Annotated in this window: 23 protein-coding genes; 5 read left to right on the top strand and 18 right to left on the bottom strand. The window is 43.5% G+C overall.

From position 1 onward, the window contains the following. Nucleotides 1-6 precede the first annotated feature (6 nt). Nucleotides 7-1,806, top strand: coding sequence for a rhombotarget A (rbtA, locus tag G4D73_RS04900; protein WP_213687510.1), 1,800 nt, complete (start codon nucleotides 7-9; stop codon nucleotides 1,804-1,806). Between the two features lie 9 nt (nucleotides 1,807-1,815). Then, nucleotides 1,816-4,227, top strand: coding sequence for a CSLREA domain-containing protein (locus G4D73_RS04895; protein WP_213687509.1), 2,412 nt, complete (start codon nucleotides 1,816-1,818; stop codon nucleotides 4,225-4,227). Nucleotides 4,228-4,283: 56 nt separating this feature from the next. Here the strand turns inward: G4D73_RS04895 and G4D73_RS04890 are convergent, their stop codons facing one another. The 5 genes from G4D73_RS04890 to G4D73_RS04870 all read right to left on the bottom strand — a co-directional run bounded on the left by G4D73_RS04890 (nucleotide 4,284) and on the right by G4D73_RS04870 (nucleotide 7,582). Then, the gene (locus G4D73_RS04890) at nucleotides 4,284-4,694 is read right to left on the bottom strand and encodes a DUF3106 domain-containing protein (RefSeq protein ID WP_005103857.1); all 411 of its coding nucleotides are present in this window, start codon (nucleotides 4,692-4,694) and stop codon (nucleotides 4,284-4,286) included. After that, nucleotides 4,684-5,001, bottom strand: coding sequence for a hypothetical protein (locus G4D73_RS04885; protein ID WP_071850624.1), 318 nt, complete (start codon nucleotides 4,999-5,001; stop codon nucleotides 4,684-4,686). The genes G4D73_RS04890 and G4D73_RS04885 overlap by 11 nt, the downstream gene beginning before the upstream one ends. Continuing rightward, nucleotides 4,998-5,612 carry an RNA polymerase sigma factor gene (locus tag G4D73_RS04880; RefSeq protein ID WP_004645678.1) on the bottom strand — a complete coding sequence of 205 codons (615 nt, stop codon included), beginning with the start codon at nucleotides 5,610-5,612 and terminating at the stop codon, nucleotides 4,998-5,000. The genes G4D73_RS04885 and G4D73_RS04880 overlap by 4 nt, the downstream gene beginning before the upstream one ends. A gap of 167 nt (nucleotides 5,613-5,779) precedes the next feature. Continuing rightward, complete coding sequence (locus tag G4D73_RS04875) at nucleotides 5,780-6,556, bottom strand: TrmH family RNA methyltransferase (protein WP_213687508.1); 777 nt, start codon at nucleotides 6,554-6,556, stop codon at nucleotides 5,780-5,782. Between the two features lie 51 nt (nucleotides 6,557-6,607). After that, nucleotides 6,608-7,582 carry a class 1 fructose-bisphosphatase gene (locus G4D73_RS04870; protein ID WP_213687507.1) on the bottom strand — a complete coding sequence of 325 codons (975 nt, stop codon included), beginning with the start codon at nucleotides 7,580-7,582 and terminating at the stop codon, nucleotides 6,608-6,610. A 180-nt stretch (nucleotides 7,583-7,762) separates the two neighbouring features. Between G4D73_RS04870 and G4D73_RS04865 the strand changes: the two genes are divergently transcribed. Next, the gene (locus G4D73_RS04865; protein ID WP_004645674.1) at nucleotides 7,763-7,948 is read left to right on the top strand and encodes an NF038105 family protein; all 186 of its coding nucleotides are present in this window, start codon (nucleotides 7,763-7,765) and stop codon (nucleotides 7,946-7,948) included. Nucleotides 7,949-8,027: 79 nt separating this feature from the next. Here the strand turns inward: G4D73_RS04865 and pal are convergent, their stop codons facing one another. The 7 genes from pal to G4D73_RS04830 all read right to left on the bottom strand — a co-directional run bounded on the left by pal (nucleotide 8,028) and on the right by G4D73_RS04830 (nucleotide 14,635). Beyond that, entirely contained in the window at nucleotides 8,028-8,600 is a 573-nt protein-coding gene (gene pal, locus G4D73_RS04860) for a peptidoglycan-associated lipoprotein Pal (protein WP_004279115.1), read from the bottom strand. Between the two features lie 54 nt (nucleotides 8,601-8,654). After that, a complete protein-coding gene (gene tolB, locus G4D73_RS04855; RefSeq protein WP_171488346.1) occupies nucleotides 8,655-9,938 on the bottom strand; it encodes a Tol-Pal system beta propeller repeat protein TolB in 1,284 nt (427 codons plus the stop codon). 205 nt (nucleotides 9,939-10,143) lie between these two features. Further along, the gene (tolA, locus tag G4D73_RS04850) at nucleotides 10,144-11,439 is read right to left on the bottom strand and encodes a cell envelope integrity protein TolA (protein ID WP_114540860.1); all 1,296 of its coding nucleotides are present in this window, start codon (nucleotides 11,437-11,439) and stop codon (nucleotides 10,144-10,146) included. 3 nt (nucleotides 11,440-11,442) lie between these two features. After that, a complete protein-coding gene (tolR, locus tag G4D73_RS04845) occupies nucleotides 11,443-11,892 on the bottom strand; it encodes a protein TolR (protein ID WP_004731735.1) in 450 nt (149 codons plus the stop codon). Next, nucleotides 11,892-12,590: a protein TolQ gene (tolQ, locus tag G4D73_RS04840; RefSeq protein WP_004645669.1), complete on the bottom strand. Its 699-nt coding sequence runs from the start codon at nucleotides 12,588-12,590 to the stop codon at nucleotides 11,892-11,894. Before tolQ ends, tolR begins: the two co-directional genes overlap by 1 nt. A 27-nt stretch (nucleotides 12,591-12,617) precedes the next feature. Next, nucleotides 12,618-13,025, bottom strand: a complete 408-nt coding sequence (gene ybgC, locus G4D73_RS04835) for a tol-pal system-associated acyl-CoA thioesterase (RefSeq protein WP_004645668.1) — start codon at nucleotides 13,023-13,025, stop codon at nucleotides 12,618-12,620. Between the two features lie 266 nt (nucleotides 13,026-13,291). After that, nucleotides 13,292-14,635, bottom strand: a complete 1,344-nt coding sequence (locus G4D73_RS04830; protein WP_213687724.1) for an amidohydrolase — start codon at nucleotides 14,633-14,635, stop codon at nucleotides 13,292-13,294. Nucleotides 14,636-14,940: 305 nt separating this feature from the next. Between G4D73_RS04830 and G4D73_RS04825 the strand changes: the two genes are divergently transcribed. After that, nucleotides 14,941-15,522, top strand: coding sequence for a hypothetical protein (locus G4D73_RS04825; protein WP_213687506.1), 582 nt, complete (start codon nucleotides 14,941-14,943; stop codon nucleotides 15,520-15,522). 66 nt (nucleotides 15,523-15,588) lie between these two features. Here the strand turns inward: G4D73_RS04825 and G4D73_RS04820 are convergent, their stop codons facing one another. From G4D73_RS04820 to G4D73_RS04795, 6 genes are all read right to left on the bottom strand, one after another. Beyond that, nucleotides 15,589-15,975: a hypothetical protein gene (locus G4D73_RS04820; RefSeq protein ID WP_213687505.1), complete on the bottom strand. Its 387-nt coding sequence runs from the start codon at nucleotides 15,973-15,975 to the stop codon at nucleotides 15,589-15,591. A gap of 73 nt (nucleotides 15,976-16,048) precedes the next feature. Beyond that, nucleotides 16,049-17,056 (bottom strand): Holliday junction branch migration DNA helicase RuvB, encoded by a 1,008-nt coding sequence (gene ruvB / locus G4D73_RS04815; protein WP_064096247.1) that lies wholly within the window; start codon nucleotides 17,054-17,056, stop codon nucleotides 16,049-16,051. 335 nt (nucleotides 17,057-17,391) lie between these two features. Next, on the bottom strand, nucleotides 17,392-17,994 hold the full coding sequence (gene ruvA / locus G4D73_RS04810) for a Holliday junction branch migration protein RuvA (protein WP_004731726.1): 603 nt from the start codon (nucleotides 17,992-17,994) through the stop codon (nucleotides 17,392-17,394). 117 nt (nucleotides 17,995-18,111) lie between these two features. Next, complete coding sequence (locus G4D73_RS04805; RefSeq protein WP_005103835.1) at nucleotides 18,112-19,452, bottom strand: deoxyguanosinetriphosphate triphosphohydrolase; 1,341 nt, start codon at nucleotides 19,450-19,452, stop codon at nucleotides 18,112-18,114. Nucleotides 19,453-19,647: 195 nt separating this feature from the next. Then, nucleotides 19,648-19,779: a putative transporter small subunit gene (locus G4D73_RS04800; protein WP_004645659.1), complete on the bottom strand. Its 132-nt coding sequence runs from the start codon at nucleotides 19,777-19,779 to the stop codon at nucleotides 19,648-19,650. Nucleotides 19,780-19,790: 11 nt separating this feature from the next. Beyond that, entirely contained in the window at nucleotides 19,791-21,428 is a 1,638-nt protein-coding gene (locus G4D73_RS04795) for a sodium:solute symporter family transporter (RefSeq protein ID WP_213687504.1), read from the bottom strand. A gap of 1,305 nt (nucleotides 21,429-22,733) precedes the next feature. Between G4D73_RS04795 and purL the strand changes: the two genes are divergently transcribed. Then, complete coding sequence (purL, locus tag G4D73_RS04790) at nucleotides 22,734-26,567, top strand: phosphoribosylformylglycinamidine synthase (protein ID WP_213687503.1); 3,834 nt, start codon at nucleotides 22,734-22,736, stop codon at nucleotides 26,565-26,567. The last annotated feature ends 54 nt before the right edge of the window (nucleotides 26,568-26,621 follow it).

Here is a 26,621-nt window from a genome sequence, read left to right as displayed (position 1 = left end):
AAGGTTATGCTCAAGAAGAGCATAGGCATAGCTTTGCTATGTATAGCGGGGCAGTCGTATAGTGCAGATATTATTGTAACCACTACAGAAGATATTGAGAAAGATGACAAGGAATGTTCACTTCGAGAAGCTGTTGAGTATGTTAACCGTGGCTTAGCTAAATCAGGTTTTATGGGGTGTGGTGGGGAGAACTCATCCAGTACCATTATTTTAAAAGAAAAAAATACCTATGTGTTGAACCAGCATATCGCGATTAAAAAATCTCTTACCATCCGTGCGGTCGCAGAAAGTGATGGCGAATTCAGTACGGATGAAAAAGCATTAGGCTTGCATAATGCTCATATTCAAATGAAAGGTACTGATAACCTTTTCCGGATCAACAGTACAGATACATTGGTTCAGTTAAATTTGAAAGAACTGGATCTTGAAGGCTGTGGTAAAACCAGTTGTGCTGAACAAGGTGGCCTAATTTATAATAAAGGTCAGCTAATTCTAGAATATAACCGTCTATTTAATGCTGCTGCCAACTTGGGTGGGGCAATTTATAATGCTGGCAAGTTTGGTCAGAACTTAACAAGCCGTGCACAAATTAAAAATAGTCTGATCGAAAATAATAAAGCCCAACGAGGCGGGATCCTGTATAGCGAGCTACCTGCTTTCCTCATTTATCAAAGTGTACTTAAAAATAATCAGACACTGGATAATTCCGCGACCAATATTTATAGCGCGGGACAGTTTGCTGACTCCAGTAAAGATCAAGGTATTAGTGGGGAGGTATTAAGTAGTACGATACTAAAAAATAAGGGTGTATTTATTAATGTCCTGGACGGGATGGGATTGAATAATCTCACCATAGTTGACAATGAAAATACTGCTTTAAATATCCATGCACCGTATGGAAGAGCTTATGTAGCGAATAGTATTATTTTAAGAAATGGTACACAGGATTGCCAAATTATCACTGGTGACAAGTCTGTGTCGCAAAATAATCTGCTGACAGCCTCGTGTGGTGTAGGGGATTCCGTCGCACCGAACCAGTTCTGGAGTGGTACACGACTTTTTGCTGAATCCTCAGATAAAAGTGAAGGTGCTTGTCAGACCCTAGAAGAAAATAATAATGCCATACTTTGTCCATACAGCGTTCCTAAAGGACAATTTCTCGGTTATATGCGCCCACGAATTTTGTTGAACTATATCCTTGTGAGTGAATCACCGATTGTGAATAGAGGCACAGGATTGAGTTTAGCAAATCCAACGGTAGCATGTGAAGCGGCAGATCAGCGCGGGATCAACCGTTTGATGGATAATCTGTTTTGTGATCGAGGTGCTGTTGAAATCACGATACCAATCTCAGGCAGTCTGGTGGGACAAGATCTGTTAAAGGGTGAAATTGCCAAGTTTTCAATTGAATCTTATCTGGGAGATAGTGATTTAATTCCAAAAGAACAGTGTAATGCCATTGTTGGTCAGAATCCGACGGGGGAGCCTTGGCAAGATGGCTGTTTGAAAGTGGTACAAACCAAAACAGCTTCCAAGGGTAAAACAATCATCGATATTCATGGCAATGTCGTTTATACCCCGGATTCTACCTGGCATGGAGCAGATATTTTCGAACTACAAGTGGTGACCTCATCGACACGGTTTAATAAAAGTAAACCTTATTTGACTATTACTACTCAAATTGTTCAGGAGCCAAAAAATGAAATGGAAGACAAAGCAGTCAAAACTTCAGGCGGCTCATGGGGTGGTGGTGGGCTACTGATTTTACTCGGATTAATAGGTTTACGCCGTGGATTAAAAGATTAAGGAAAAATCATGAAAAATTATAAAAAAGGACTGCTTGCGGCCATGATTTTATCTGCCATGAGTTTGATGGCAGCCGAAGATAAAACGATATATGTAACTACTTTTGCTGATGAAGATGGCGAGAATAATAATGCCTGTTCTTTGCGAGAAGCCATTAAAACTGCAAAACTGGATAAATCTTATGGCGGATGTAATGTAGGACGTACGCTTCGATTGGATGGTTCAGCTGCAGATGTGATTCAGCTTGAAGCAGGCGAGTACAAATTAGATAAAGAGCTGATCGTAGAGTCAGCGCTCAAAATTTATGGGAAAACTCCGCTTAACTATGCTAGTCGTAGTCCGATTACGCTGTTATATCCAACCCGGGAGGCTTTAAAAAGTACTATTTCAGGCCAGGGGAAAACCAGATTATTTAATAGTATGGCCAGCCAATCCAGTCTGGAAATTCATCATCTGATCTTAAAGGATGGTTATGCAGCAATAAATACCTTGGATAAAGGTAATGGCGGTACTTTTTATGTAGCAGGGCCTTTAAGTATTAATACCAGTGAAATAGTAAATTCCAGAGCAGCTGCAGAAGGTGGTGCGATTTATAGTGTAGCAATGAATACGGAAAGGAATATTGTCATTCAGGATTCTTTGATTCAAAAAAATCAGGCGAGTTCATATGGTAGTGTTCTGGCGATGGATTGTCAGGGAAATTTAGGTACAACTCAAACCAATGTGAAAATTAATTCCAGTAGTATTGTTAAAAATGGTTCAGACACTGCTAACAGTATTATTGATTTTTGTGGCTATGCCACAGTAGAAATTGTTAACTCTACTATTGCGAAGAATACTGCAAGTACCACAGGACATATTGTGCGTATGACGAATGAAGTTAATCGTCCCCTCAGTAAATTCTCCAGTTTAACTGCATTAAGTAATACTATTGTTGAAAATACAGCCCAATCTACTTTATTTTATGACAATACCGGTTTTAGATATTTTAATTTCAATGTTTTAGCCTTTAACCAAGGCCTGTCTTGTGAATATGCCTTAAATCAGGGGAATCCGACCAAGGCACAACGTGTTGAATTTTCTACAATTCGAAATGCAATTCAAACGACTGGGCCATCACGTTGCGTATTGCCAGAATTAGACGAAGATACTACTTCAAATAATCTTGATGTCTCTAACAATATAATCAGCAGTTTATTAACAAATTATATTGAGCCTGCTATTGATAATCGCTATTTAGGGCTGTATTACCCGCGTGATAATCAGACCGCAACGGATTTGGTAGATATCGGAGTGAGTGGCTGTATTGAACAAGACCAGCGTGGTATTGATCGTGTGATTGGATCCACATTAACATTTGATCCAAGTGCAAAAAATACTTGCGAGATCGGCTCAGTTGAAATCCGACGTTTGACTGCAGCCGATATTACGGACTTGCAAAATAAGAGTTTGGTAGAACTCAATGACTTTTATCAGGAGAATATAGATGATCTCGAAGAAATCATTGCTGATAAAAATACTCCAGAAAATGATCTTCCTGGTTTAAAGGAAGAATTGAAAAGTTATCAGGATTTGCTTAAATATACCAAGCAATATCAGAAATATCGTGCAATCTATATTAATCCTTTTATCTTGGCTATGCCTCAAGAAACTCTAACCAATGATAAGATTCAAATTAAAGCCTTAAATTCAGAAAATTATGAGGTCAGTGTAAAAACTTTAGGTGTTGGTAAGTTAATTGGTACTGGTAATTCGACCACTGTGGAAGGAAATCCCAATGATCCAAATCTTAAATGTGAGTGGAAACCTGATTTAAACCGGATCATGATGTATCGCACTGATGGTAAGCAGACCAGTTCGGTTGATATGGAGTTCTGTAGTTATACACTTAAAGACCAGGCTACAGGTGTAAGCAGTGCTGGCCTCTTAAGAGCAGCTTTTAACAACATTGCACCAATTGCAAAAGATGATGAATATCGGCTTAGTCCAGAGAATAATCTTACAGTGATGGTAAATCCGCTTGAAAATGATAGTGATGATGGGGATGGGCCTCTACCATCAGGAAAGTCGGCTTTTTATCAAGATAAAGATGGAAAAGAGATCCCGATTTATATTGTTAAGCTGCCTGCGGGAGTTTCACTGAAGGCAGAGCGACAAGGAGCCTGTCCTGATACCTACCAAAATCAGACCTGTTATGGTGGACAGCTGACATTTAGTGTAAAAAATAATTTAAGCCAGGCAAATTACAGCATGGATTATGCGATTTTTGATGCTGATGAAAAAATGTCAGAAAAAGCAACAATCTTGTTACGTAATACAGTTAAAAATACGAATACGTCCTCAAGTGGTGGTGGGGCAATTGGAATGTGGGGGTTACTAGGATTATTAGGGCTCGCAGCTTATCGCCGCTTAAGAAAATAAAATATGATTGAAACATCAAAAAAGCCTCCATATGGAGGCTTTTTTATATTAAGTTTTTAATGCGAGTTAGGCTGCTGAGTCACTTGCTGATATTTGAGAATGTATTCTTCGCGAATGGCAAGGCGTTGCTCAGGAGACGCTTTTTGCATACGTGCGCCCAGTTCTTTGCGTTCCTGACTGCTCATCATTTGCCAAGTCTCACGCATTCTTTGTTTTTCCGCATCAGGGAGTTGAGTAAACCAGTCCATACGCTGCTGCAAGCTGACACGTTGTTGTTCGGGGATTTCTTTTAGAGATTGGTAACGTTTAATCAGTGCCAATTGTTCAGAATCAGAAAGACTATCCCAAGTATCAGTTACTTGGGTATTCGCATCCTTGGAAAATAGCCAAAAACGTTCAAATCCTGCAAAGCTGGTTTGCAGAAAACTGAATGCACAAAAAGCAATCGCCAATTTTTTAGCTGCCATGTGGAACTTTGTCCTCACCTAAAACCATTAACATTTCTAAATCTTCAAGCATTTGCGGAGACAGTTTTGGGACTGACACCATTTGAGTTTGTGGTTCGTTATGGTCCGAAAGATTTGGTAATATCACAACGCCTGCAATCGCAGCTGCCAAAGCAAAACCTGACATTTTTAGAAATGCAAAGCGTGAATGTTTTGAATCCTGAATTTCTTCAAGAACATGGTGCATGACAACAGGTTTGTCTTTATGTTGTTGTGCCAGTCCATCAAGTTTGGAAGTTACTTGTTTTAAGAAATCATCTTGATTCATTCGGATGACCCTCCCAGATATGGATTTAAATGCGCTAAAGAGGCACGTAAGCCTTGGATAGCACGGTGATAATGGGTTTTTACACTGCCTTCTGTACAGTTCATAATTTGTGCGGTGGTATGCGTATCAAATCCTTCCCAGGCTCTTAACATAAATGCCTGCTGCTGACGCACAGGCAATTTTGCAATCGCTTCTTGGATTTCTTCAGCAGTGACTGCCTGATCGAGAAAGTCCAGTGGCGTTGGTGTTGATTCATCGACGACATCATCAAATTCAATTTCGTCGTCATCAAGACTGACTTTTTTGAAAAATGAAAACATTTGACCACGCCGTGACTCTTTACGGCGCCAGTCCTGTAACTTATTGTTGAGAATGGTATAAAACAGGGGATACCATTCTTCAGTGCTTTTTTCTGCATAGGATTTGTGTAAGGAAATGAAAGCTTCCTGAACCAGATCCATGGCAATACCATGATGACCTTGAGTCGCACTTTCCATCATCACCAAGGCGCGCCCAGTCACATCCTGCATGAAATTCTTCAGACGTGCTTCAGCCGTACTCTTCAGAATACTTACATCATGTGTTTGCAGCTGTTTTGGTGCTAAATCCATAGAGATGGAAAATCCTGTCATTGGACACCCACCATTATTCCCAAGTTCATAATCATATAACGTTGGGAATTCTGGTTTGGTTGACAATTAAGTTTATTATTTTTGTAGTTTAATCTATTTTATACAGGGGCAGGGTCGTATTAAAACACTGTAACCTAAATCCTTAATTAGATACGTTGACGTACCATTTCAAAGAAACAGATCGAACCTGCAATTGCGACATTCAGTGATTCCTGACCACCGGGTTGCGGAATGCTCACGGCTTCAGCATGTTGCATCGCATAATCAGACACGCCTTGGCCTTCATTACCCAGAATCCACACGCAAGGTTTACGTAAGTCTTTTGAATACAGGCTTTCAGCACGGTGTGAGCTGGTTACATAGACAGGGATTTGAAATTGCTTAAGAATTTGTTCAAGCGCGATATTTTCAAAGGTTTGCAATGTGAAATGTGCACCCATACCGGCACGTAATACTCGTGGAGACCAGAGCGAGGCAGACCCTTTGGTACACACAATCTGTTCAATACCGGCAGCAGCAGCAGAGCGAAGCAGGGTGCCTACATTACCCGGATCCTGTACATTTTCCAGAATCAAAGTGTCTGCTTTAAAATCCAATGCATAATTTGCTGTTGGTAAAGTCACCACAGCTAAACAGGCTAAAGATGTTCCTAAGGTACTTAAATCTTTGTATAAAGACTCGCTTAGAACAAAGACCATACCTGTGTATTTTGCGAGAATTTTCTCGAAATCAGGATGTGAAAGTGCATGTTCAGTGGTGAAAATAGAATCAATTTTACGGTTTTCATGTAACCAGGCGAGAGACAGATGCGTGCCTTCTAAAACCGTTTGACCTTGTTTTTTACGATAGGTATTTTGTTCAATTAAACCGCGTAAGTGTTTAATCTTTGGATTGTCTTTTGAATCAAGAAAAAAAGTTGGCATGGGAGATATAATCCACGGCAGCCGATTCAATATCGACTGCCGCTATAAAAATTAGTTGTGGTAGCTGGTCACAAGATCAACTTCGTTTTTAGAACCAATGATCACTGGCACACGTTGATGTAGATCTGTCGGTTCGATCTCAAGAATACGCACACGACCTGTAGTCGATGCACCGCCAGCCTGTTCCATGAGCATGCTCATTGGGTTGGCTTCGTACATTAAACGTAGACGGCCTGCTTTAGCCGGATCTTTAAGGTCGTATGGATACATGAAGATACCGCTACGGCAAAGAATACGGTGAATGTCGCCCACCATACAGGCAACCCAACGCATATTGAAGTCTTTTTCACGAGGACCGGTTTTGCCTGCTAACAATTCATCGATATAACGCTGGACTGGTGCTTCCCAATGACGTTGATTCGACGCATTGATCGCATATTCTTTAGTATCCGCAGCAACCTGAATACCTTCAGAAGTCAGCAGGAATTCTTGAGTCTCGGGGTCATAGGTAAAGAACACCACGCCTGCGCCGATCGTCAATGCCAACATGGTTGACGGGCCATAAAGCACATAACCTGCAGCTACCTGATGAACACCGGCTTGCATAAAGTCTTCTGCCTGAGTCACAGCATTCTTCGCAGGAAGAATCGAGAAAATAGTACCAACACACATATTGATGTCGATATTGCTTGAACCGTCTAATGGATCGAACAATACCAGAAATTGACCATTTTCTTGTGCAGGGGTGAATTCATCCAGTTCTTCTGAGGCCAAACCACCCACATTTGGATGTTGCTGCAAGGCATCAATCAAATAGTCATTAGAAATGACATCTAGTTTCTTTTGCTCTTCGCCTTGAACGTTTTCATGCTGTGCACTTCCCAATACACCCGCTAAAGCACCTTTTTGCAGTAATTGATCAATATCTTTGCAAGTGTTTGCAATTGTTTCAATAACTTGCGCAAGTTCAGGTGTGAGATTCCCGCTTTGTTGTTGTAAAAACTGGGATAAAGTGCGGTATGACATAGGGGAAACTCCAAAACTTAAATCGGGAAAAAATGATCAAAACGATATGCGGCTATATTTTAGATGAGAACGTACTAAAAGAAAAATTAAACTGGATTATTTGTATCGATTTTGCCCTTGCAACTCCTGCGGAAAGTGCTATGTTGAAGACAAAGGAAAATTGAGAATAGGAGCACAGATATGACAACATTGAAGTTTGATGCGACTCCAACGCCAAGCGAAGGCATTACTTTAGATGATATCTCTGAAGACAAGATGAAAGAAGCCTGGCGGGATTATGAAGCAAAACCAGAGTACAAACAATTCAATAAACATGACCTGATCGAATCGATGCATCCGGCTGAACAAGATCAGCTTCCAAAGTAGACCGATTCTTTCATTGAAGCCAATAAAAAGCACTCATGATTGAGTGCTTTTTATTTGATGAAACCATCATGAATGAAAATTATTTCAACAATGGTGGTACCGCTTCATAATTAATTTCTACACGGCGGTTTTCTTTCCAGGCATTTTCGTCATGGCCCGCATTGATTGGCATTTCCTTGCCATAGCTAACTGCTTCTAGTTGACCAGGATTAACACCAGTCGTCACCAAGAAGCTTTCTACTGCTTTGGCACGACGCTCGCCAAGTGCCATGTTGTATTCACGGGTACCGCGTTCATCGGTATGGCCGGTGAGTGCTACACGTGAATTGGCATTGGCCATCAGGAATTGCGCATGGGCTTGCAGCGTATTTAGATCTTCATTGCTGAGTTCAGTACTGTCATAGTCAAAATGCACCACGCGTTTTGCCAAGAATGCTTTATTTTCTGCAGTAACACCTTTTGCAGAAGCACCTGCCATGTTTTGTGCATTCAGTGCTGCATCTTCACTCAGACCTTGAGTATTCACAGTTGTTGTACCGGTCGTATCTAAACCGCCCGTTTGAACTTCAGCGGCAGGCTTACGGCTCGCACAACCTGTCATGACAACAGCTGCTGCTAAAAGTGGCAAGGCAAATAATTTTACTTTGTTCATCTTCATCTCCATGAAGTTTGATTATGGGGTAAAGGGTTTATCAATATAAAAATCTTATTTTGGCGCCCAAGCCGGTTCACGGACTTCACCCGTTTCACTTGGTAAATTCATACGGAAGCGGCCATCCAGCGACATGATCGACAAGAGTCCGCGTGCACCTTCACGGGTGGCATAGACCACCATCTGGCCATTTGGTGAGAAGCTCGGCGATTCGTCCAGCGTCGTTGGCGTCAGAATATTGTTCACACCGGAGGTCATGTCCTGAACCGCAACTCGATAGTTACTGCCGCTTGGACGATGAACTAATGCAAGTTTTTTACCATCTGCGCTCAGCGTGCCGCGCGCGTTGAATGCACCACGGAAGGTCAGGCGTTTATTGCTACTTGATTCAAGATCATGGCGGTAAATTTGTGGAGAACCGCCACGGTCAGAAGTGAAAATAAAAGATTTTCCATCTGGTGAATAACGTGCTTCAGTATCAATGGCACTGTCATTGGTCATACGTTGTAGCTGACGCGTTTCCAGATTCATCTGGTAGATTTCCGGATTGCCGTGCATAGAAGCAGTAAACAGCATGCTCTTGCCATCTGGAGAGAAGCTCGGCGCACCATTCAAGCCGCGGAAGCTGGCCAGTTTTTCACGTTGTCCGGTCGCCAGATCCTGTACATAAATCGCCGGGCGTTTGGTTTCAAAGGACACATAAGCGATTTTTTTGGCATCTGGTGTCCATGCTGGAGAAAGGATTGGATCACGTGAGGTCAAAATGGTCTTTGGCTGTTCACCATCGGTATCGGCAATCTGCAAGGTATAGCGCTGTTCCGGCGTAGCAGGATTACGCAGCACATAGGCAATACGTCCGCTAAAGTCACCTGGAATGCCGGTCAATGCCTGATAGATGGCATCACTGATCATATGCGCTGCCTGACGGGTGCGTGAGGCTGGAACAGTCAGCAATTCATTTAATAGATATTGTTTTTTTTCGACATCATAGAGCTGATACTGGATTTCAAAAGAACCGTCGGCTGTGGCCTTGGATGAACCGGTGACCACATAGGGAACACCAGCCGATGCCCAAGCTTCTGCATTCGGATTATTCAATGTCGCTGTTGCAGGCAGGTTTTTTGAAGCACTGGTAAAGCGGCCAGAACGATTCAGGTCATTTTCCACAATAGGATAAATGCTCTGATCCTGGCTGAAAGGTACAACGGCAATTTTAGGTGCTGCCTCAGGTGCCTTGGTAATTTCCAGATGCAATTGGGCATAGGACTGGGTTGCCAATACAGGGCTTAAAGTGCTAATGATTGCGAGGCAGAGTAGATGTTTGCGAGTCTTTTCCATCATTCGTTATTTACTCAAATCAACGGATTTATTGTATAGGTGCTTGGGCTACATCATCGCATGGATTTAATAGAATAAAACCATGAATTTATGACCAAACTGTTATGACACTGTGAAAAGTGAATATTATTTAATCAATTTAAAGTGAAGTTTAGCTTAAAAAATAAAAGCCATCACAACATTATTTATGTGATGGCTCCGTTTTTTATTGCGCAGTAAAGGTTGAGGTAAAACTTCGTGCTTCACGGCGTGCATCTGGATCGGATGGCATTGGATAAGGTGCTGCAGCACGGACTGCAGCTTCTACACTGGCTTTCATGTCTGAATCACTTGAATTCACAATGACCGAGACCACACCGCCATTATCATTCAGGGTTACACGTGCAGTGGCACGCTGGCCTGATGATCCGACTGGTGTATCCCAGGCGCGTTTGATTTTGTTTTCAAAATCGCGCTTCGCAGTGGATGCAATCCGTTTTGATTCCGCTTTTTTCTGTGCAGCTTCTTCAGCAGCCTGTTTAGCGGCTGAAGCTTTGGCCTCTGCATCAGCTCTGGCTTTTGCTTCGGCATCTGCTTTGCGCTTGGCGTCTGCATCCGCTTTTGCCTTAGCGTCGGCATCTGCCTTGCGTTTGGCATCAGCGTCGGCTTTTGCTTTAGCAGCCGCATCCGCTTTGGCTTTCGCATCAGTGTCCGCTTTGCGTTTTGCCGCTGCATCATTTTTAGCCTTAGCTGCCGCGTCTGCTTTGGCTTTAGCCGCTGCATCGGCTTTAGCTTTCGCATCCGCATCTGCTTTACGTTTCGCCGCTGCATCATTATTGGCTTTTGCTGCCGCATCTGCCTTTGCTTTAGCAGCAGCTTCAGCCTTACGTTTGGCATCAGCCTCTGCTTTGGCTTTTGTTGCAGCATCCGCTTTTTGCTTGGCAGCTAAGTCAGCTTTTTTCTGTGCTTCCAGTTTGGCTTTTTGAGCAGCATCGGCTTTGCGTTGTGCATTCAGTTCAGCTTGGCGTGCAGCTTCGGCTTCCGCCTTGGATTTTTGCGCTGCATCGGCTTTAGCTTTGGCTGCTGCCTGTTTGGCCTGTTCAGCGGCTTGGGCACGTTTTGCTGCTTCCGCTGCTTGCTGCGCAGCCTTGGCTTGTGCTGCCTCTGCCGCTTTTAGCTCCTGCTGCGCTTTTTGTGTATCGACTTTTGGCGCAGGTGGAGTCACAGGTACAGCAGGGGCAGCAGTTGGAATGACAGGAGCCGGTTCTATACTGGGTTCAGCAGTTTGGGTAATTTCTTCTGCGACGTTTTCATGTGCAGTTTCCTCAAATTCGGTTTCTTCGCGAGTCACCGGTTTAAGGTCTTCTGGCTTGATCAGAACGGTTTTGATCTGTTTTGGCGGTTCAGGGGGTTTACTCATGCCCAGATAAAGTAAGCCCACCAAAGCCACTGCATGGATGCCGAGCGTAAATCCAATCGCAATTGCTTTTTTTTGAAAGGGCGGTTTCTGATAATTTTTCATACTTTATTCTAGGGGTTTGGTCAGTAAACCGACTTGAGAAAGGCCAGCATCCTGCAGGCTGGACATCAAGGCCATGACATCGCCATATGGACGGGTATTATGGCCATTGATCACGACATTGAGCACCTTGTTTTCATTTTGTGCCTGGGTTTGGGCATCAACCAGCGTACGCGTTAATTCTTCCAGTGTGACTGGGCCAGTCGCCTGATTTTTATATTCTAAATAATATGAACCATCTTCTTTGAGTGTGACGATGGTCGGAGCGTCCTTGGATTCGATCGGCAATCCGTTGGCCTGAGGCAAGTCAACCTTGATACCGCTGGTAATCATCGGAGCGGTGACCATAAAGATCACCAGAAGTACCAGCATGACATCGATATACGGCACCACATTCATGTCACTTTTTAGTGGCTTTTTAATACGCTGAAAGCGTCCTGAACCTTGAATCGCCATTAGTCTTTGTCCTGAGTTACGCCCACAGACTGACGTTGCAATAGCGCCACCATTTCTTCGGCAAATAGCGCACGGTCAGAGTAGACCGTTTCACCTTTGGCCGTGAAGTGGTTAAAGGCCAATACCGCTGGAATGGCTGCAAACAGACCGATCGCTGTTGCAATTAGTGCTTCGGCAATACCGGGTGCGACTGTCGCCAAAGTCACCTGATCAACATCTGCCAGGCCAATGAAGGCGTTCATGATGCCCCAGACTGTACCGAACAGACCGACATAAGGCGCAACCGAGCCGATACTTGCTAATGCACCCAGACCTTGTTCCAGATGACCTTGGTCACGGCTTAAACCGACACGCAGAATACGTTCAGTTCCTTCAATCGACTGGGCAGTCGGCGCATGGCGTTTTTTCAGTTTCAGGAACTCGCCCAGACCCTGATAGAAAATGTCTTCAAGGCCGGTACGTTTGGAGTTGAGTTGCGCATTGTTATACAGGGTATTCAGCTCAGCACCAGACCAGAAGATTTTCTGGAAATGTTCATCATCGGCCTGGGCTTTTTTATAACTCATATAGAGCCTGGCAATCAGATACCAGCTATATATTGAGGCTAACAGGAGAGAAAGCATCACCAATTGTACGACAGGGCTTGCTTGTAAAATAAGATCTGAAACTTGAAGAGATGATTCTAACTGAGTCGCCATAGTTGTTACGTGTGCCAATAAATTTTTTTAGTCTTGTTCCAATTCTTTTTGAATTAGTTCGCGGATTTCATCCGGGAGTCGACGTGGTCGCATCTCTGCACTGATACATGCCAACTCAACCTCACCTGATGCAAGCATGATTTCACCACGATAAATATTTTGTTGCAATACAAATGATGAAGCTTTACATGAAATGACACGTGCCGTAACAGTAATTAAATCATCCATCAGGATCGGACGCATATATTTGACATTAATTTTATGCACCACAAAATTGTAGTCTGTCTGATGCCAGTAATGGCTCACTCCAGCGGCACGTAACCATTCGGTACGGGTACGTTCCATATAGCGAATATGATTAGCGTGATAGACAATGCCACCCGCATCAGTATCTTCAATATAAACGCGGATATTGAATTCAAAGTGATTCGCCATAGTTTTGTTCCATGCAGATTTTCGAAATTTTTGCTTGTTTTTAGATGCAGGAAAGGGATTAGAGTTTGCCGGATTCCTGCCAACAGTCAAGCAATTTAGCGGTTCAAAGTTTAGCATTGTGAGTCTTGAGACCAATGGCACAAGGTGTCAAATCTGGAGAGAAGTCACTAAGATGAAGTACTGAGCGCTTAACAGCTCATTTATAAAACAGCAGCAGATACTAAAATGCGCGAGTCTATTGAGCCGCGCATTTTAGTAATAGAAGATTAGCCTTTATTTTTCTGTTTCCAGTTGGCCTGAACCTGCTCGGCCACTTTTGGATAGTCCAGAATAAAACGGACATGGCTTTCGACCCCGGTTTTCAAGGTCGCATCATCGACAATGAAATTCGGGTTGTGGTTCGGTGCGGCTTTTGCCGGATCCTGATCTGCTGGTGTGGCACCAACAAACACGAAGAGCGATGGCATGAGCTGGCCATAGTAAGCAAAGTCTTCACTGGCGCTGGCATTGTTGTCTAAAACATGCAATTTATCTTCACCATGCACGCTCGCTAATGTCGGGCGCATCAATTCAGTCAAGGTTTTATCATTGGTGGTCACTGGTGCATAAGGTGCAATTTCGACTTTCACCTTGACGTCATTGGCTGCGGCATTGTGTTCCAGCATTTTCGGCAAGTCTTTTAAAATACCCTGACGTACATCTTCACTATTGGAACGGATAGTGCCGACCATATTGACCTGATCTGGAATGACGTTACCGGTGGTGCCGCCCTGAATACTCCCAATACTCACCACACCCATTCCTTTGGTCAGGTCGGCTTTACGGCTGATCAGACTTTGTAAATTGGTCACCATCTGGGCAGAAGCATAAATCGGGTCTTTACCTGCCCAAGGCATGGAGCCATGTACCTGACTGCCATTGACCTGAATACGTAGATGATCGGCACTATTCAAAATCGCACCATCTTTGTAGAAGATATTGCCGCTTGGCATGCCTGCCATGACATGCATCCCGAAAATCACTTCAGGTTTTGGATTTTTTAAGGCACCGTCGGCAATCATTTTACGTGAGCCAATCTGATCGCCATGAGTGAAGTTATCAATATCTGCACCGCCTTCTTCGGCCGGCTGGAATACAAACACCACTGTACCCGCAATTTTATCTTTATTGGCGGCCAGAACTTTGGCTGCACCCAATAACATGGCGGTATGTGCATCATGGCCACAGGCATGCATCACATAAGATTCTTTGCCTTGATAAATGGCTTTTTGTTTGCTGGCAAAAGGCACCGGTGCTGTTTCCTTGATTGGCAATGCATCCATATCTGCGCGTAATGCCATCACAGGGCCGGGTTTTGCACCTTTTAATACACCGATTACACCGGTTTTGGCATAGCCTTTACGTACTTCAATGCCGTAGGATTTTAATTCTTTCTGGACCAGCTCCGAGGTTTTGAATTCCATGTTGCCCAGTTCAGGATGCTGGTGGATATGCTGGCGTAATTTGATGGTGTGTGCTTCAGCAGCTTGTACAGAATCATCAATCCAGTCGGCCAGGCTGAACTGGCTACAGAAAAGAAGAGGAAGACAAAGGGATATCTGCTTATACATATTCATACTTCGGGAGAACCTTAAGAATTTGAAATGGTTAAAGTGATTCTTTAGGATGGCATACTGATCTAATTCGACCAAAACCCTCTAAGTATTTTTCGATACCTTAAAGGTATTTTGGGTGTTAATAGCTGTTCTCAAAGAGCTTTGTTTGTTCTTTTACATTGTAAGAATATGTATTTCATGTGAAATTGAGTTTATAAAATTTGTATATGGTACTTGCTTTTCGGATTTATACTTAGTGATTTCATTTGATTCACCTAGGGGATAACGCTTTATATTATGGATAAATATTCGAGTTTAAAATGAACCGTTTTTTGAAATATCTTATTATTTTCGTCATGGGTTTTACACTGTGGTTCTATTGGCTAAAACCGGATAAAGGTATTTCAGATGCTACTGATTATCAAGTCACAGATGGCATTCATCAGTTTCAGGGTTATACCATGACAAATTTAGAACCTTATGCGGGAGAGTTTCGGGTTTTATCACGAGAAGATTATAGTTTTGGGCGAGAAGCGGAACTTAGTCCTGTCGATTTTGCCCTGGGCTGGGGAAGCATGACCAATCCGGCTGTTTATAAGCAGTTGTCGATCCGGCAAAGTAACCGCTGGTATTATTGGCGTTATGAAAATGCGCCTCCTATTCCGGTACGTGAAATTGAAATTCAGAGTGCTAATACTCATTTGATTCCTGCAAGCAAAGCGATTGCTCAACAACTCGCTCAAATCGATCAAGATGATTTGATTTATTTAAAAGGGCAGTTGGTGGAAGTGAAGTCTTCAGATGGATGGACCTGGCGTAGTTCTTTAAGTCGTGAGGATACTGGCAATGGTGCATGTGAGTTGATGCTGGTGGAGGAAGTACGTGTTGTTTCTAATTTATAAATGTCGAACTGATGAGGAAAATCACTCTAGATGCTCAACATAAAGCAGTTTCTAATCAGAGCCATTTTATTCTGGTGTGCAGTTTAATGGTAGGCTAAAACCTTCTCCCAATAAAAATCCCGTATGATTTCGGGTATCGATGCCTAGCAAAAATGCTTCAGCTTTTGATGTGTGCTCATTCCAAGTTAATGTCTGGGTAGAATAGCTAGTAAAATGCAGATGTTTTGTGGAATTGGTTTGTCCCGACCAACAGCCTGAATAGGCGCAGATGCTGATTTTATTGTCCTGCGCAATGTTAATCTGGAAAGGGGTGAAACTTTCAGTTTTAATATCACACTGATGTTCTGTGCAGGAAATTTCAGTCAGTGTATTGCTGCATGACCAGCTCTGAGCCGCATAAAGGTTTGAAGCTGTCATCAAAAAGCTGATTACAACAAAACGAGATAATTTCATTAAAGATCACGAGCAAAATGGTGCGAAATAAAGGTAATTGAATACTATTAAAAGCAGCCTAAGCTGTTTTTAATCATTTATCTTTTGGCTCAGGTGGAGTCATACCAAACTGCAAATAGGCCATATTGGTGGCAATACGACCACGCGCAGTACGCATCACATAACCTTGCTGAATCAAGTAAGGTTCAATTACATCCTCCAACGTACCAGAATCTTCCGCCATGGCAGCAGCCAAGGCTTCAACACCGGCAGGACCACCATCAAAACGCTCAAGAAGCATAGATAAATAACGACGGTCGAGTGTGTCTAAACCATCTTTATCGACTTTGAGCATATCCAAAGCACGTTGGGCCATATCCTGGTTGATTTCACCGGTACCTTTGACCTGAGCATAATCACGCACACGGCGTAATAAACGGTTGGCAATACGTGGTGTGCCTCGTGAACGACGGGCAATTTCTTTTGCGCCATCTCCGGTCATAGGCACATCCATCAAGTTGGCTGAACGTTTGACAATGTGGGTTAAATCTTCAACCGAATAAAACTCTAAACGTTGCACGATTCCGAAGCGGTCACGCAGCGGAGAGGTGAGTAGACCGGCACGTGTAGTTGCAGCTACCAAGGTAAATGGCGGTAAATCCAGTTTAATCGAGCGAGCAGCAGGGCCTTCACCAATCATGATATCGAGCTGATAATCTTCCATCGCCGGATACAGAATTTCTTCAATCACGGGTGAAAGACGGTGAATCTCGTCAATAAACAGCACATCGCCTTCTTCCAGATTCGTTAGCATCGCGGCTAAGTCACCGGCACGTTCCAGTACCGGGCCAGAAGTTGACTTGAGATTGCCACCCATTTCTCGGGCAATAATATTGGCCAATGTCGTTTTACCCAGACCTGGCGGGCCAAAGATCAATGTGTGATCAAGAGCTTCTTCACGGCCACGGGCTGCACCAATGAAAATTTCCATCTGCTCACGAACCACCGGCTGACCGATGTAGTCATCGAGGGAAGTCGGGCGGATGGCGCGATCGAAATGATCTTCGGGTTTTTCAGAACCACTGATGAGACGGTCTTGCATAACGTTTATATACCAATGTTTTAGTGATCCTTTGAGCTGGTAATTTTGACACGGCCTCAAATATGGATCTGAATCCTAAGATTTTCGCCTAGGCGAGGAATTGAATTTTTGCAGAGTCTTTCCAATCAGATTTATATCTGAGTATTAACCTGCGGTTCGCCTTACTTTTGTTTCGGCAAAAGTAAGCAAAACCACTGTCATTCGCAAAACTCGTCGAATATTGATTCTTATCGAATATATCGCAGAAACATTTAACTATAAATGTCTCCTGCCTCAAACAGTTGCGAATGACTTTTACACGTATCAGACTTTATCCTGTAACTTGGATATCATCTCTATTTATTCATCGACTTTAATGCAGCCCGGATAATATCACTGGCTTCAGTAAATTCACCTTTGGCAGCATTCACCAGTTTTTGTGCTTCAGCAGGTTTATAGCCCAAGGACTGTAATGCAGCTTCCGCTTCAGCCACGGCTGAATTGCCCATAAACTGAATTTGTGGTGCAGTTGAATTGCTTGGTGCAGCACCTGAAGCCATGGCTTTAAAGCGGTCACGCAATTCAATCATCAAGCGTTCTGCAGTCTTTTTACCCACCCCCGGAACTTTTACCAGAGTGTTGATATCTTCATGTTCAACAGTATGGATCAGCATTTCCACACTTAAAGTTGAAAGGATACCAAGCGCCATTTTCGGACCAACGCCGTTCACCTTTAATAAGGTGCGGAAAATGGTTTTTTCCTGCGCATTGATAAAGCCATAAAGTAACTGGGCATCTTCACGCACAGCCAAATGCGTCCACAAGGTAATTTTCTGGCCTTTTTGCAACTGACAGAAAGTGGTTAAAGGGGTGTCAATCTCATAACCTACGCCGTTCACATTTAATAAAACAGTCGGTGCTTCCAGCGCCAGCACTTCCCCAATCAGGCATCCAATCATTTTTTATACATACTCAAATTTAATACAGGCATAGTAGTCAGCATTTTCGATAAAGGCAAAACTCTATCATTCAAAAGCAGTGATTTTGCTGAGATTGTCATCAGGTGCTCGCTCGCATCAGAGCAATCCGGCTTTATTGCCATGCAGTTCCTGCGCCAGATTATAAGCCTGATGATCGGAGAACTTGGAGACAATATCCAGTACCTGCATAATATTGTCATAATGATCAGCGCTAAACTGCGCACCCGAACGTTTTAAAATAGCCATTAAACGCTGTTCCTTAAAGCTTAAGGTTTTGTGCGGTGTGGTCAGTGGAATAAAGGCATCCAGAATCGTTTGTAAACTTTGATGCGCAATAATTTCCAGACCGGCTTTTTGCGGGTGTTCGAAGATCTTGTCTCGCGCCAGTTCTTTGGCCCGGTTAATGCCAATCTCAATGTCGGCACTACAATAACCCAGCAATGAACCTTGTAGTTGGCCCATCAGAATTTCCTGCTGATGTCGGGCAAAGGCTGTGGTGACTTCATCTACCAGACGTTTCATGACCCGGCCACGTAAGGCGGCAATTTTTTGTTGCCAGGTGGTATTAGGCAGATTGATTTCTTCAGGTGTGCCATATTCTCCCAGCAAGTTCAGAAAGACTGGCTCGACTTCGGCATAACTGAGCATATTCAGGCTAATACCATCTTCCAGATCAATCAGGGCATAGCAGATATCATCCGCAGCTTCTAAGAGATAGGTCAGCGGATGACGACAATAATGATATTCACCAAGCTGGATTAATCCTAGCTGTTCAGCAATTTCCTGCAAAATCTCTTTTTCAGACTGGTAACAACCAAATTTAGGACGTCGGCTGGCCGGGGTGTTGCCGGTCGGGTCAATGGCCTCAGAGAGCCATGGGTATTTAAGATAGGCGCCGAGTGTGGCATAGGTCAGACGCATGCCGCCATCATAAGGATGATAATCGATCTTGGTCAGCAGGCGCAGGCCTTGGGCATTGCCTTCAAACTGGCGTACATCGGCTTCCTGTTCAGGACTCAAATCTTTTAAAAAGTCGGTATGAGAAGCATCGTCAAACCATTCCCGAATGGCGTATTCACCAGCATGACCAAAAGGCGGGTTACCAATATCATGCGCTAGACAAGCAGCCTGAATGATGGCACCGACATCGGCCGGAGAAATCCAGGCAGGTAAATTATCTTTGATTTTCTCGGCAGCCAGCATACCCAGTGAACGGCCAATACAGGAGACTTCTAGCGAATGGGTTAAGCGGGTATGAATGCCATCATGCTGGGTCAGTGGATGGACCTGGGTTTTGCGGTTTAACTGCCGGAAGCTTTGGGAAAAAATAATACGGTCATAATCTTTATGAAACGGGCTACGTGCCAGTTCAGTGCTCTGCTTTTTACTACCAATCCGAACTGTCGAAAGCAGTTCTAACCAACGCATTTGAGTCATTTATCATTATTCAGTGATCCACTATTTGCATCATGCCAAAAAACTAGCTCCTGCACTAGGGCAGTGCGACATGAATTGTCATGCTGCCTATTGTTATTTTAGTCAGCTGGAAAAGACTGAGAATTAAAAATCGAAATCATCAAATGAACAATAAAAAGCAGGCTCAATGGCCTGCTTTTTGTTTAGGATGAAGAATCAAATTAGCTCTTCACCATTTTTCTTGGCCTGTTGTGTGTCTTTATAGACATTCAGGCAAATCGTGAACAAGACCAGGCTTGCCACCAATGGCCAAAAAAGTACATATAGGGTCAATAATTGACTTGTCATCTGAAATCTCCTTATTTACTTTTCTCAGATAGCTGGTGAAATTCAATCACCATCTTGTTGATTTGCTTAAAATCAAATTTTTCTTTGCTGTAGAATAGCGTCAACACAGTACATACCAGCGCACTACTGCCATACGCTGTCAGTGAGCTTAACAAGGTGCCGTATTCACGCAAGAAGCCGATGGTCCATGGCATGAAGCCAATACTGGCCAATATGCCAACGACCAGACCCACTTTCTTGCCAAAGAAACCAAAGGTCATCAAACCCAGCACCACACCAATCCCCAGGGTCGCAACGAGTTCAAAGCCAAGTGCGATCAATCCCTGAATCGGAAGCCATTCAAAACGTACTATCAGAAAGCTGAAAAATGCGAGGCCCACTGACCAGTTAAAGGCCCGGGCATTCACCTTGTCCCAATACAGGCTGACAATCACCGGGAATACAATAGAGCCCCAAAGCGCACCCACAAAAATCAGCATCGACAAAATGTCAAACTTCAAGGTGGCAATCACAATCCCCAGCATGGTGGCAACGATCATGGTCATACGGCCAATAAACAGCATTTTCTTTGGATCAGGACGGTTTTTCGCAATCTGTTTGCCATAAATGTCCGTCATGACAATCGCAGACAGGGCAGACAGATCCGAGTCAGCGGTAGAAGACAATGCTCCAGTCACCATGATGAATAACAGCGCGACCATAAATGGAGAAAGATAAGTCGCTGCCATTTGCGGAATCAGGTTATTCAGGTTGCCATCAATGGGCTGAATACCTGCAAATAGTGCCAATAACCCCAGCATGCCTAGACCAATAACAATTGCAGCATAACCAATGGTTGCAGTGATAAAACTCGGTTTGATCAGGTCTTCACGGACTGCAAACAGGCGCTGGGCAATGGTCTGATTACCAATCGCGTAGGCCAATACGGCAACAAAAAATGGTGCACCTTGTTCCAGAAAGGCTGTTTTAGAGAAAAAATCCAGCTGTTCCGGCTGCAGGTGATGAATCCCGCTTTGAAACAGGGAAGGTCCGCCTAAGGTAAAGAACAAGGTTGGAATAATGATCACAGCCGCGACAATCATCGCCACCAGTTGACCAAAATCGGTAAACACCGAAGAACGGAACCCCGACCAAAGGGTATAGGACAGTACACCGATACCGGTAATCAGCACGCCATGGATAAAGCTTAAAGGAGATAAAATCTCAACCAGTGCCCCAGCGGCGGTAAAGTTCACCATCAGGCTGATGACGCTACCCACAATATTGGAACCTGCCAGAATCATCTGGCTTTGGTTGCCATGCCGGGCATGCATAATTTCTGCCAGGGTGTGGGCATTAGGCGCCAGTTCACGAAAGCGCTTACCAAAGGGATAGATAAATAAAATCATCAGCGCACCCCATAAACCATAGTGGAGGGCACCGGAAACGCCGTATGTATATCCGGATGAAGCTGCTGCATAAAATGATGCGGCCCAGATCCAGGTGGCGGTCATACTGGCCGCAGACATTCCAAATCCGATGGAGCCATTCGAGACCATGTAGCCATCAACATTCTCATTTTTCTGTTTAATACGTAACGATAGTAGAAAGGTGATGCCATAGAAAAGCACCATCAATAGTACAGTTGCTGTACTAGTGAATTGAAACATACATACTCCTTAAGCGGGTCACCTTTTGTTTTTGAAAATTAAATCATTGGTGACAGATTAAGGCTCTAAAATAGACAGAGCAGTGAAGCTATAGAACATCAAAAAATTAGTGTCCGAATATAGAATTTATATTCATCTCTACAGCAGAAAGGAAAAACCATTGCCAGGCCCAGAATTTGGACAATTCCTCAGCAATTCGGCTAGAGCTTAACATAAAATCATCAAATTTACTGATGAAGTGTCTATTTGGTAAGATTCTTAGCTGATATAGACGTGTGGGTCTGTTATTCTGTTAGTTGAATAAAAAAGAAAATTTTCTATATTTTTTCAGCAATTACAAATATTTATTTTAAAATTTTCGAGTTAAATAAAACCTGAGAATACGGATTAAATAAAAAAGGTAACAAAATTTTATTATTAATCATTTCTTCATTATTTTTTTATATAAGCCTCATAATTCCTGGTAAATTTCCTCATAAATATAAGTGGTATTTTGCTATTTATATTGTGTTTTTTACGCATAATAGAGCTCATGAATAAATGATGAAATTTCAAAATATTGGATATGGTGGGGGATTTTGTCGATATATTTTTTGGTCTTTTAGATGAGTAAATTTCGCTTAATTATGATGTAAGAAGATAAACATCAAATATAAAAAAATAAAAGGCCCAAATAAGAAACTTTATTTTTATTCTTTTAGAAGGTGAGAATGGATGTCCGGTTTTTCCCCCGCAGATGATGTCAGATTAAAATACCACTCAGTATTAATTATTCTTTCATAGAGGGGAGTAATTTGCCTCTGTTACTGTAATGGCGGAGATCAGCGGAGAACTGTTCCTTGTAGTACAGAAAACGGCAGAAGACCTTTAACCAGTTTTCTAATCTTAGAAGTCCAAGTTAAGAGTCAATCAAAAGAATCAAAAACAGTCTGCAAAAAATACGACTTCATTAAATCTTGTAATCAAGTATTTCATTTTGGCCTAAATAGGAGTTTTGGCAGGTCATGACAATAAAACCTGAATTTGATTTTGTCCCGATTGTTGTTGAAAAATAATACAATTTTTATGCAGAAAATTATTCTGAAGCGGTTTTGATTTTTCTTGAAAAAAATGTGTTAACCTGTGCGACTACATTCAATTTTCCTGACTGAAAATAAACGAAATATTTTAAAAGTCCAGGATATTTCAGACGTAGTTTTCTGATTTGGCATCTAGCCGATTTCCTTATTTCACAGTAGAATATGCGCTCTCTCAAGTCACATTGTGGCATGGTTGTTCAGACCATCCCGTGGAGCCAAAATCAGCATGTTTATCGTTGCCGGTGCACCCGCACATTCTTCTTTTAAGAAAACTCAACTATTATCGCGTTTGACGTCAATTAGTTCTGTTCAATCAATTGAAAGTCAATGGGTCTACCTCTTTGACCAAGCGCTCAGCGAGCAACAACAGCAATCAGCTTTACAGCTTCTCAACGATGGTCAATCTTTTGAATTGCACCAGGCTGCAAGTGATGAAATCCAGATTTTAGTCACACCGCGCGTCGGAACCATCTCTCCTTGGTCCTCTAAAGCGACGGACATTTTCAAAAACTGTAATACGCCGGTTCATCGACTTGAACGCGGCGTTTTATTTACTTTGAAGGGCGTAAAAGAGCTTTCTAAAGAAGCATTGCAAGTACTTCACGACCGTATGACCGAAAGCGTATTCAATGCGATTGAAGATGCTGCGGTATTATTTGTGGAAACTGCGCCAAAACCACTGAACTCGATTGATATTCTGGGTGAAGGTAAAGAAGCACTGGTAAAAGCCAATAATGAATTTGGTTTTGCATTATCAATGGACGAAATTGATTACCTGACTGAGGCTTTCATCAAGCTAGGTCGTAATCCGAATGACATCGAACTGATGATGTTTGCGCAAGCCAACTCTGAGCATTGCCGTCATAAAATTTTTGGTTCGGAATGGACGATTGATGGTGAAGTTCAGCCATTGTCGTTGTTCCAGATGATCAAGAACACCTATAAAGAATCACCGACAGATGTATTGTCGGCTTATAAAGACAACGCTTCAGTGATTGTTGGTTCGGATACCCAGCGTTTTTATCCAACCCAAGAAGACAACGGCCATCAGGTTTATAAATACAAGAGCCAAGCTGCTCACATCCTGATGAAAGTGGAAACCCACAACCACCCAACAGCAATTGCACCATTTGCCGGTGCAGCGACAGGTTCAGGCGGTGAAATCCGTGACGAGGGTGCGACCGGTCGTGGTGGTAAGCCTAAAGCAGGTTTAACCGGCTTCACGGTATCTAACCTGAATATTCCGGGCTTTGAACAGCCTTGGGAAGAAAACTACGGCAAACCATCGCGTATGGCATCGCCGTTACAAATCATGATTGAAGGCCCGCTTGGTGGTGCTGCGTTTAACAACGAATTTGGTCGTCCAGCTTTAAACGGTTACTTCCGTACCTTTGAACAAAACGTGAATGGCGATGTTAAAGGTTTCCATAAGCCAATCATGATCGCTGGTGGTTACGGAAATATCCGTCCAGATCACGTTGAAAAAGATCCGATCTTACCGGGCGATTTGCTGATCGTACTCGGTGGTCCAGCCATGCTGATCGGTCTTGGTGGTGGTGCTGCATCTTCTGTAGATAGCGGTAAATTGGGCGAGAACCTTGATTTTGCTTCGGTACAACGTGAAAACCCGGAAATGGAACGCCGTTGCCAAGAGGTGATCGATACTTGCTGGCGCATGGAAGACCATAACCCAATCGTATCGGTACATGATGTAGGTGCGGGTGGTGTATCAAATGCCATGCCTGAACTGGTGAATGATCACGAGTTAGGTGCAGTGCTGGATCTTCGTAAGATTCCATCTTTAGAACCTGGCATGTCGCCAATGGAGATCTGGTCAAACGAAGCGCAAGAACGTTATGTATTGGCGATTCGTCCATCTTCTTTAGAATTATTTGAGTCAATCTGTGCGCGTGAACGTTGTCCGTTTGCAGTACTGGGTGAGGCGACTGAAGCACGTCACTTAACCGTTGAAGATCCATTGTTCGGCAACAAACCGGTGGATATGCCAATGCAGGTGATGCTTGGCGGTACTCCGCGTATGAGCCGTTCCTATGAAACGATTGAACGTAAAGGCGATGATTTTGACGCGGCTAAAGTTACGGATTTAAAAGATGCGATTTATCGCGTTCTGAAAAACCCGACAGTGGCTTCTAAATCATTCCTGATCAGTATTGGTGACCGTTCGATTACCGGTATGGTCGCGCGTGACCAGATGGTAGGTCGCTGGCAGGTTCCTGTCGCAGATGCTGCTGTGACTACAACAAGTCTTGTCGGTTACACTGGTGAAGCGATGGCAATGGGTGAGCGTCCTCCAGTAGCGTTGTTGAATCCTGCTGCTTCTGCACGTTTATCGGTGGCTGAATCGATCTCGAACATCATGTCTGCGAAGATTGAAAAAATCAGCGACATCAAATTGTCTGCAAACTGGATGGCTGCTGCGGGTCAACCGGGCGAAGATCAGGCATTGTTCGAAGGCGTGAAAGCCATCGGTATGGAAATGTGTCCTGCACTGGGTATCGCGATTCCAGTCGGTAAAGACTCATTGTCTATGCGTACCACTTGGAATGACGAAGGTGAAGACAAGTCTGTGACTTCTCCAATGTCAGGCGTGATTACTGCATTTGCACCAGTGACTGATGTACGTCAAACATTGACTCCTGAATTAAAAGATCTTGAATCTGTACTGGTTCGTATTGATCTGTCTAAAGGTCAGTTCCGTCTAGGTGGTTCGATTCTGGCGCAGGTGTATAAAGCAATCGGTTCAGTGACGCCTGATGTCGACAGTTTCGATGACTTCAAAGCATTTTTCGCATTGGTTCAAGACTGGAACAACCGTGGCTTAATCAAAGCGTATCATGACATCGGTGATGGTGGTTTATTGGCAACTGTTGCAGAAATGATGTTCGCTTCACGTCTTGGTGTCGCACTTGAAGATCAATCTGTTGCTTCATTGTTCGCTGAAGAAATCGGTGTAGTTCTGCAAATTGCCAAAGCAGACTGGGAAGATCTACAAGCTGAAGTTGCAGCATCTACGCTTAAAGATGCAATTGCAGTGGTGGGTACTGTAAATAATTCTGACCAATTGTCTGTAAATGGTCTGGTACTTGAACGTGCTGATCTGCAAGTGGCATGGACTGAAGTTTCTCATCAAATCCAGCGCCTGCGTGACAACGTACAAACTGCGGATCAGGAATTTGCTTTAATTACCGATAAAGCGCACAAAGGTATTATCGCCCAACCAACATTCGACTTGAATGAAGCGATTGAAGCACCATTCATTAACTTGCGTCGTCCAAATATGGCAATTCTACGTGAGCAGGGTGTCAATGGTCATATCGAAATGGCTGCAGCATTTGACAAAGTGGGCTTTAATACCGTTGACGTACATATGAGTGACTTGCTGGCAGGTCGTATCAGCCTGGATGATTTTGAAGGTCTGGTGACGTGTGGTGGCTTCTCGTATGGTGACGTGATGGGCGCTGGCGGCGGCTGGGCGAAATCCGTATTGTTCAATGCTAAATTACGTGACCAGTTTGAGAAATTCTTTAACCGTCAAGAAACCTTCTCGCTGGGTATCTGTAACGGCTGTCAAATGTTGTCTCAATTGGCTCCGTTAATTCCGGGTGCGGATGCTTGGCCACGTTTCCATCGCAATACGTCTGAAGTATTTGAAGCGCGCGCAGTGAACGTTCGTGTAGAAAAATCGAATTCAGTATTGTTACAAGACATGCAAGGTTCGATTCTGCCAATCGCTGTGGCGCATGGTGAAGGTCGTGCAGTTGCAACGGCGGAAAACTTTGCTGCATTGAATGCATCGAATCAGGTGGTTCTACGTTATGTCGACAGCCATGGCAATGCAACTGAACAATATCCATTGAACCCGAACGGTTCACCAGAAGGTATTACCGGTGTAACGTCTCAGGATGGCCGTGCAACGATTATGATGCCGCACCCTGAACGTAACTTCCGCGCGATCCAGCATTCATGGAAACCAGAAGACTGGGATCAGGATGGTGCTTGGTTACGTATGTTCCGTAATGCACGTAAATTTATTGGCTAATTGATATAATCAAGAATTAAAAAAGCCCCGAAAGGGGCTTTTTTAATAAGCAAA

The sequence above is a fragment of the Acinetobacter sp. WY4 genome (assembly GCF_018438165.1).
In the GTDB taxonomy this organism is placed as follows: domain Bacteria; phylum Pseudomonadota; class Gammaproteobacteria; order Pseudomonadales; family Moraxellaceae; genus Acinetobacter.
The sequence above is the reverse complement of the archived record's forward strand: the minus strand, read 5'-3'. Positions and strand labels throughout refer to the sequence as shown.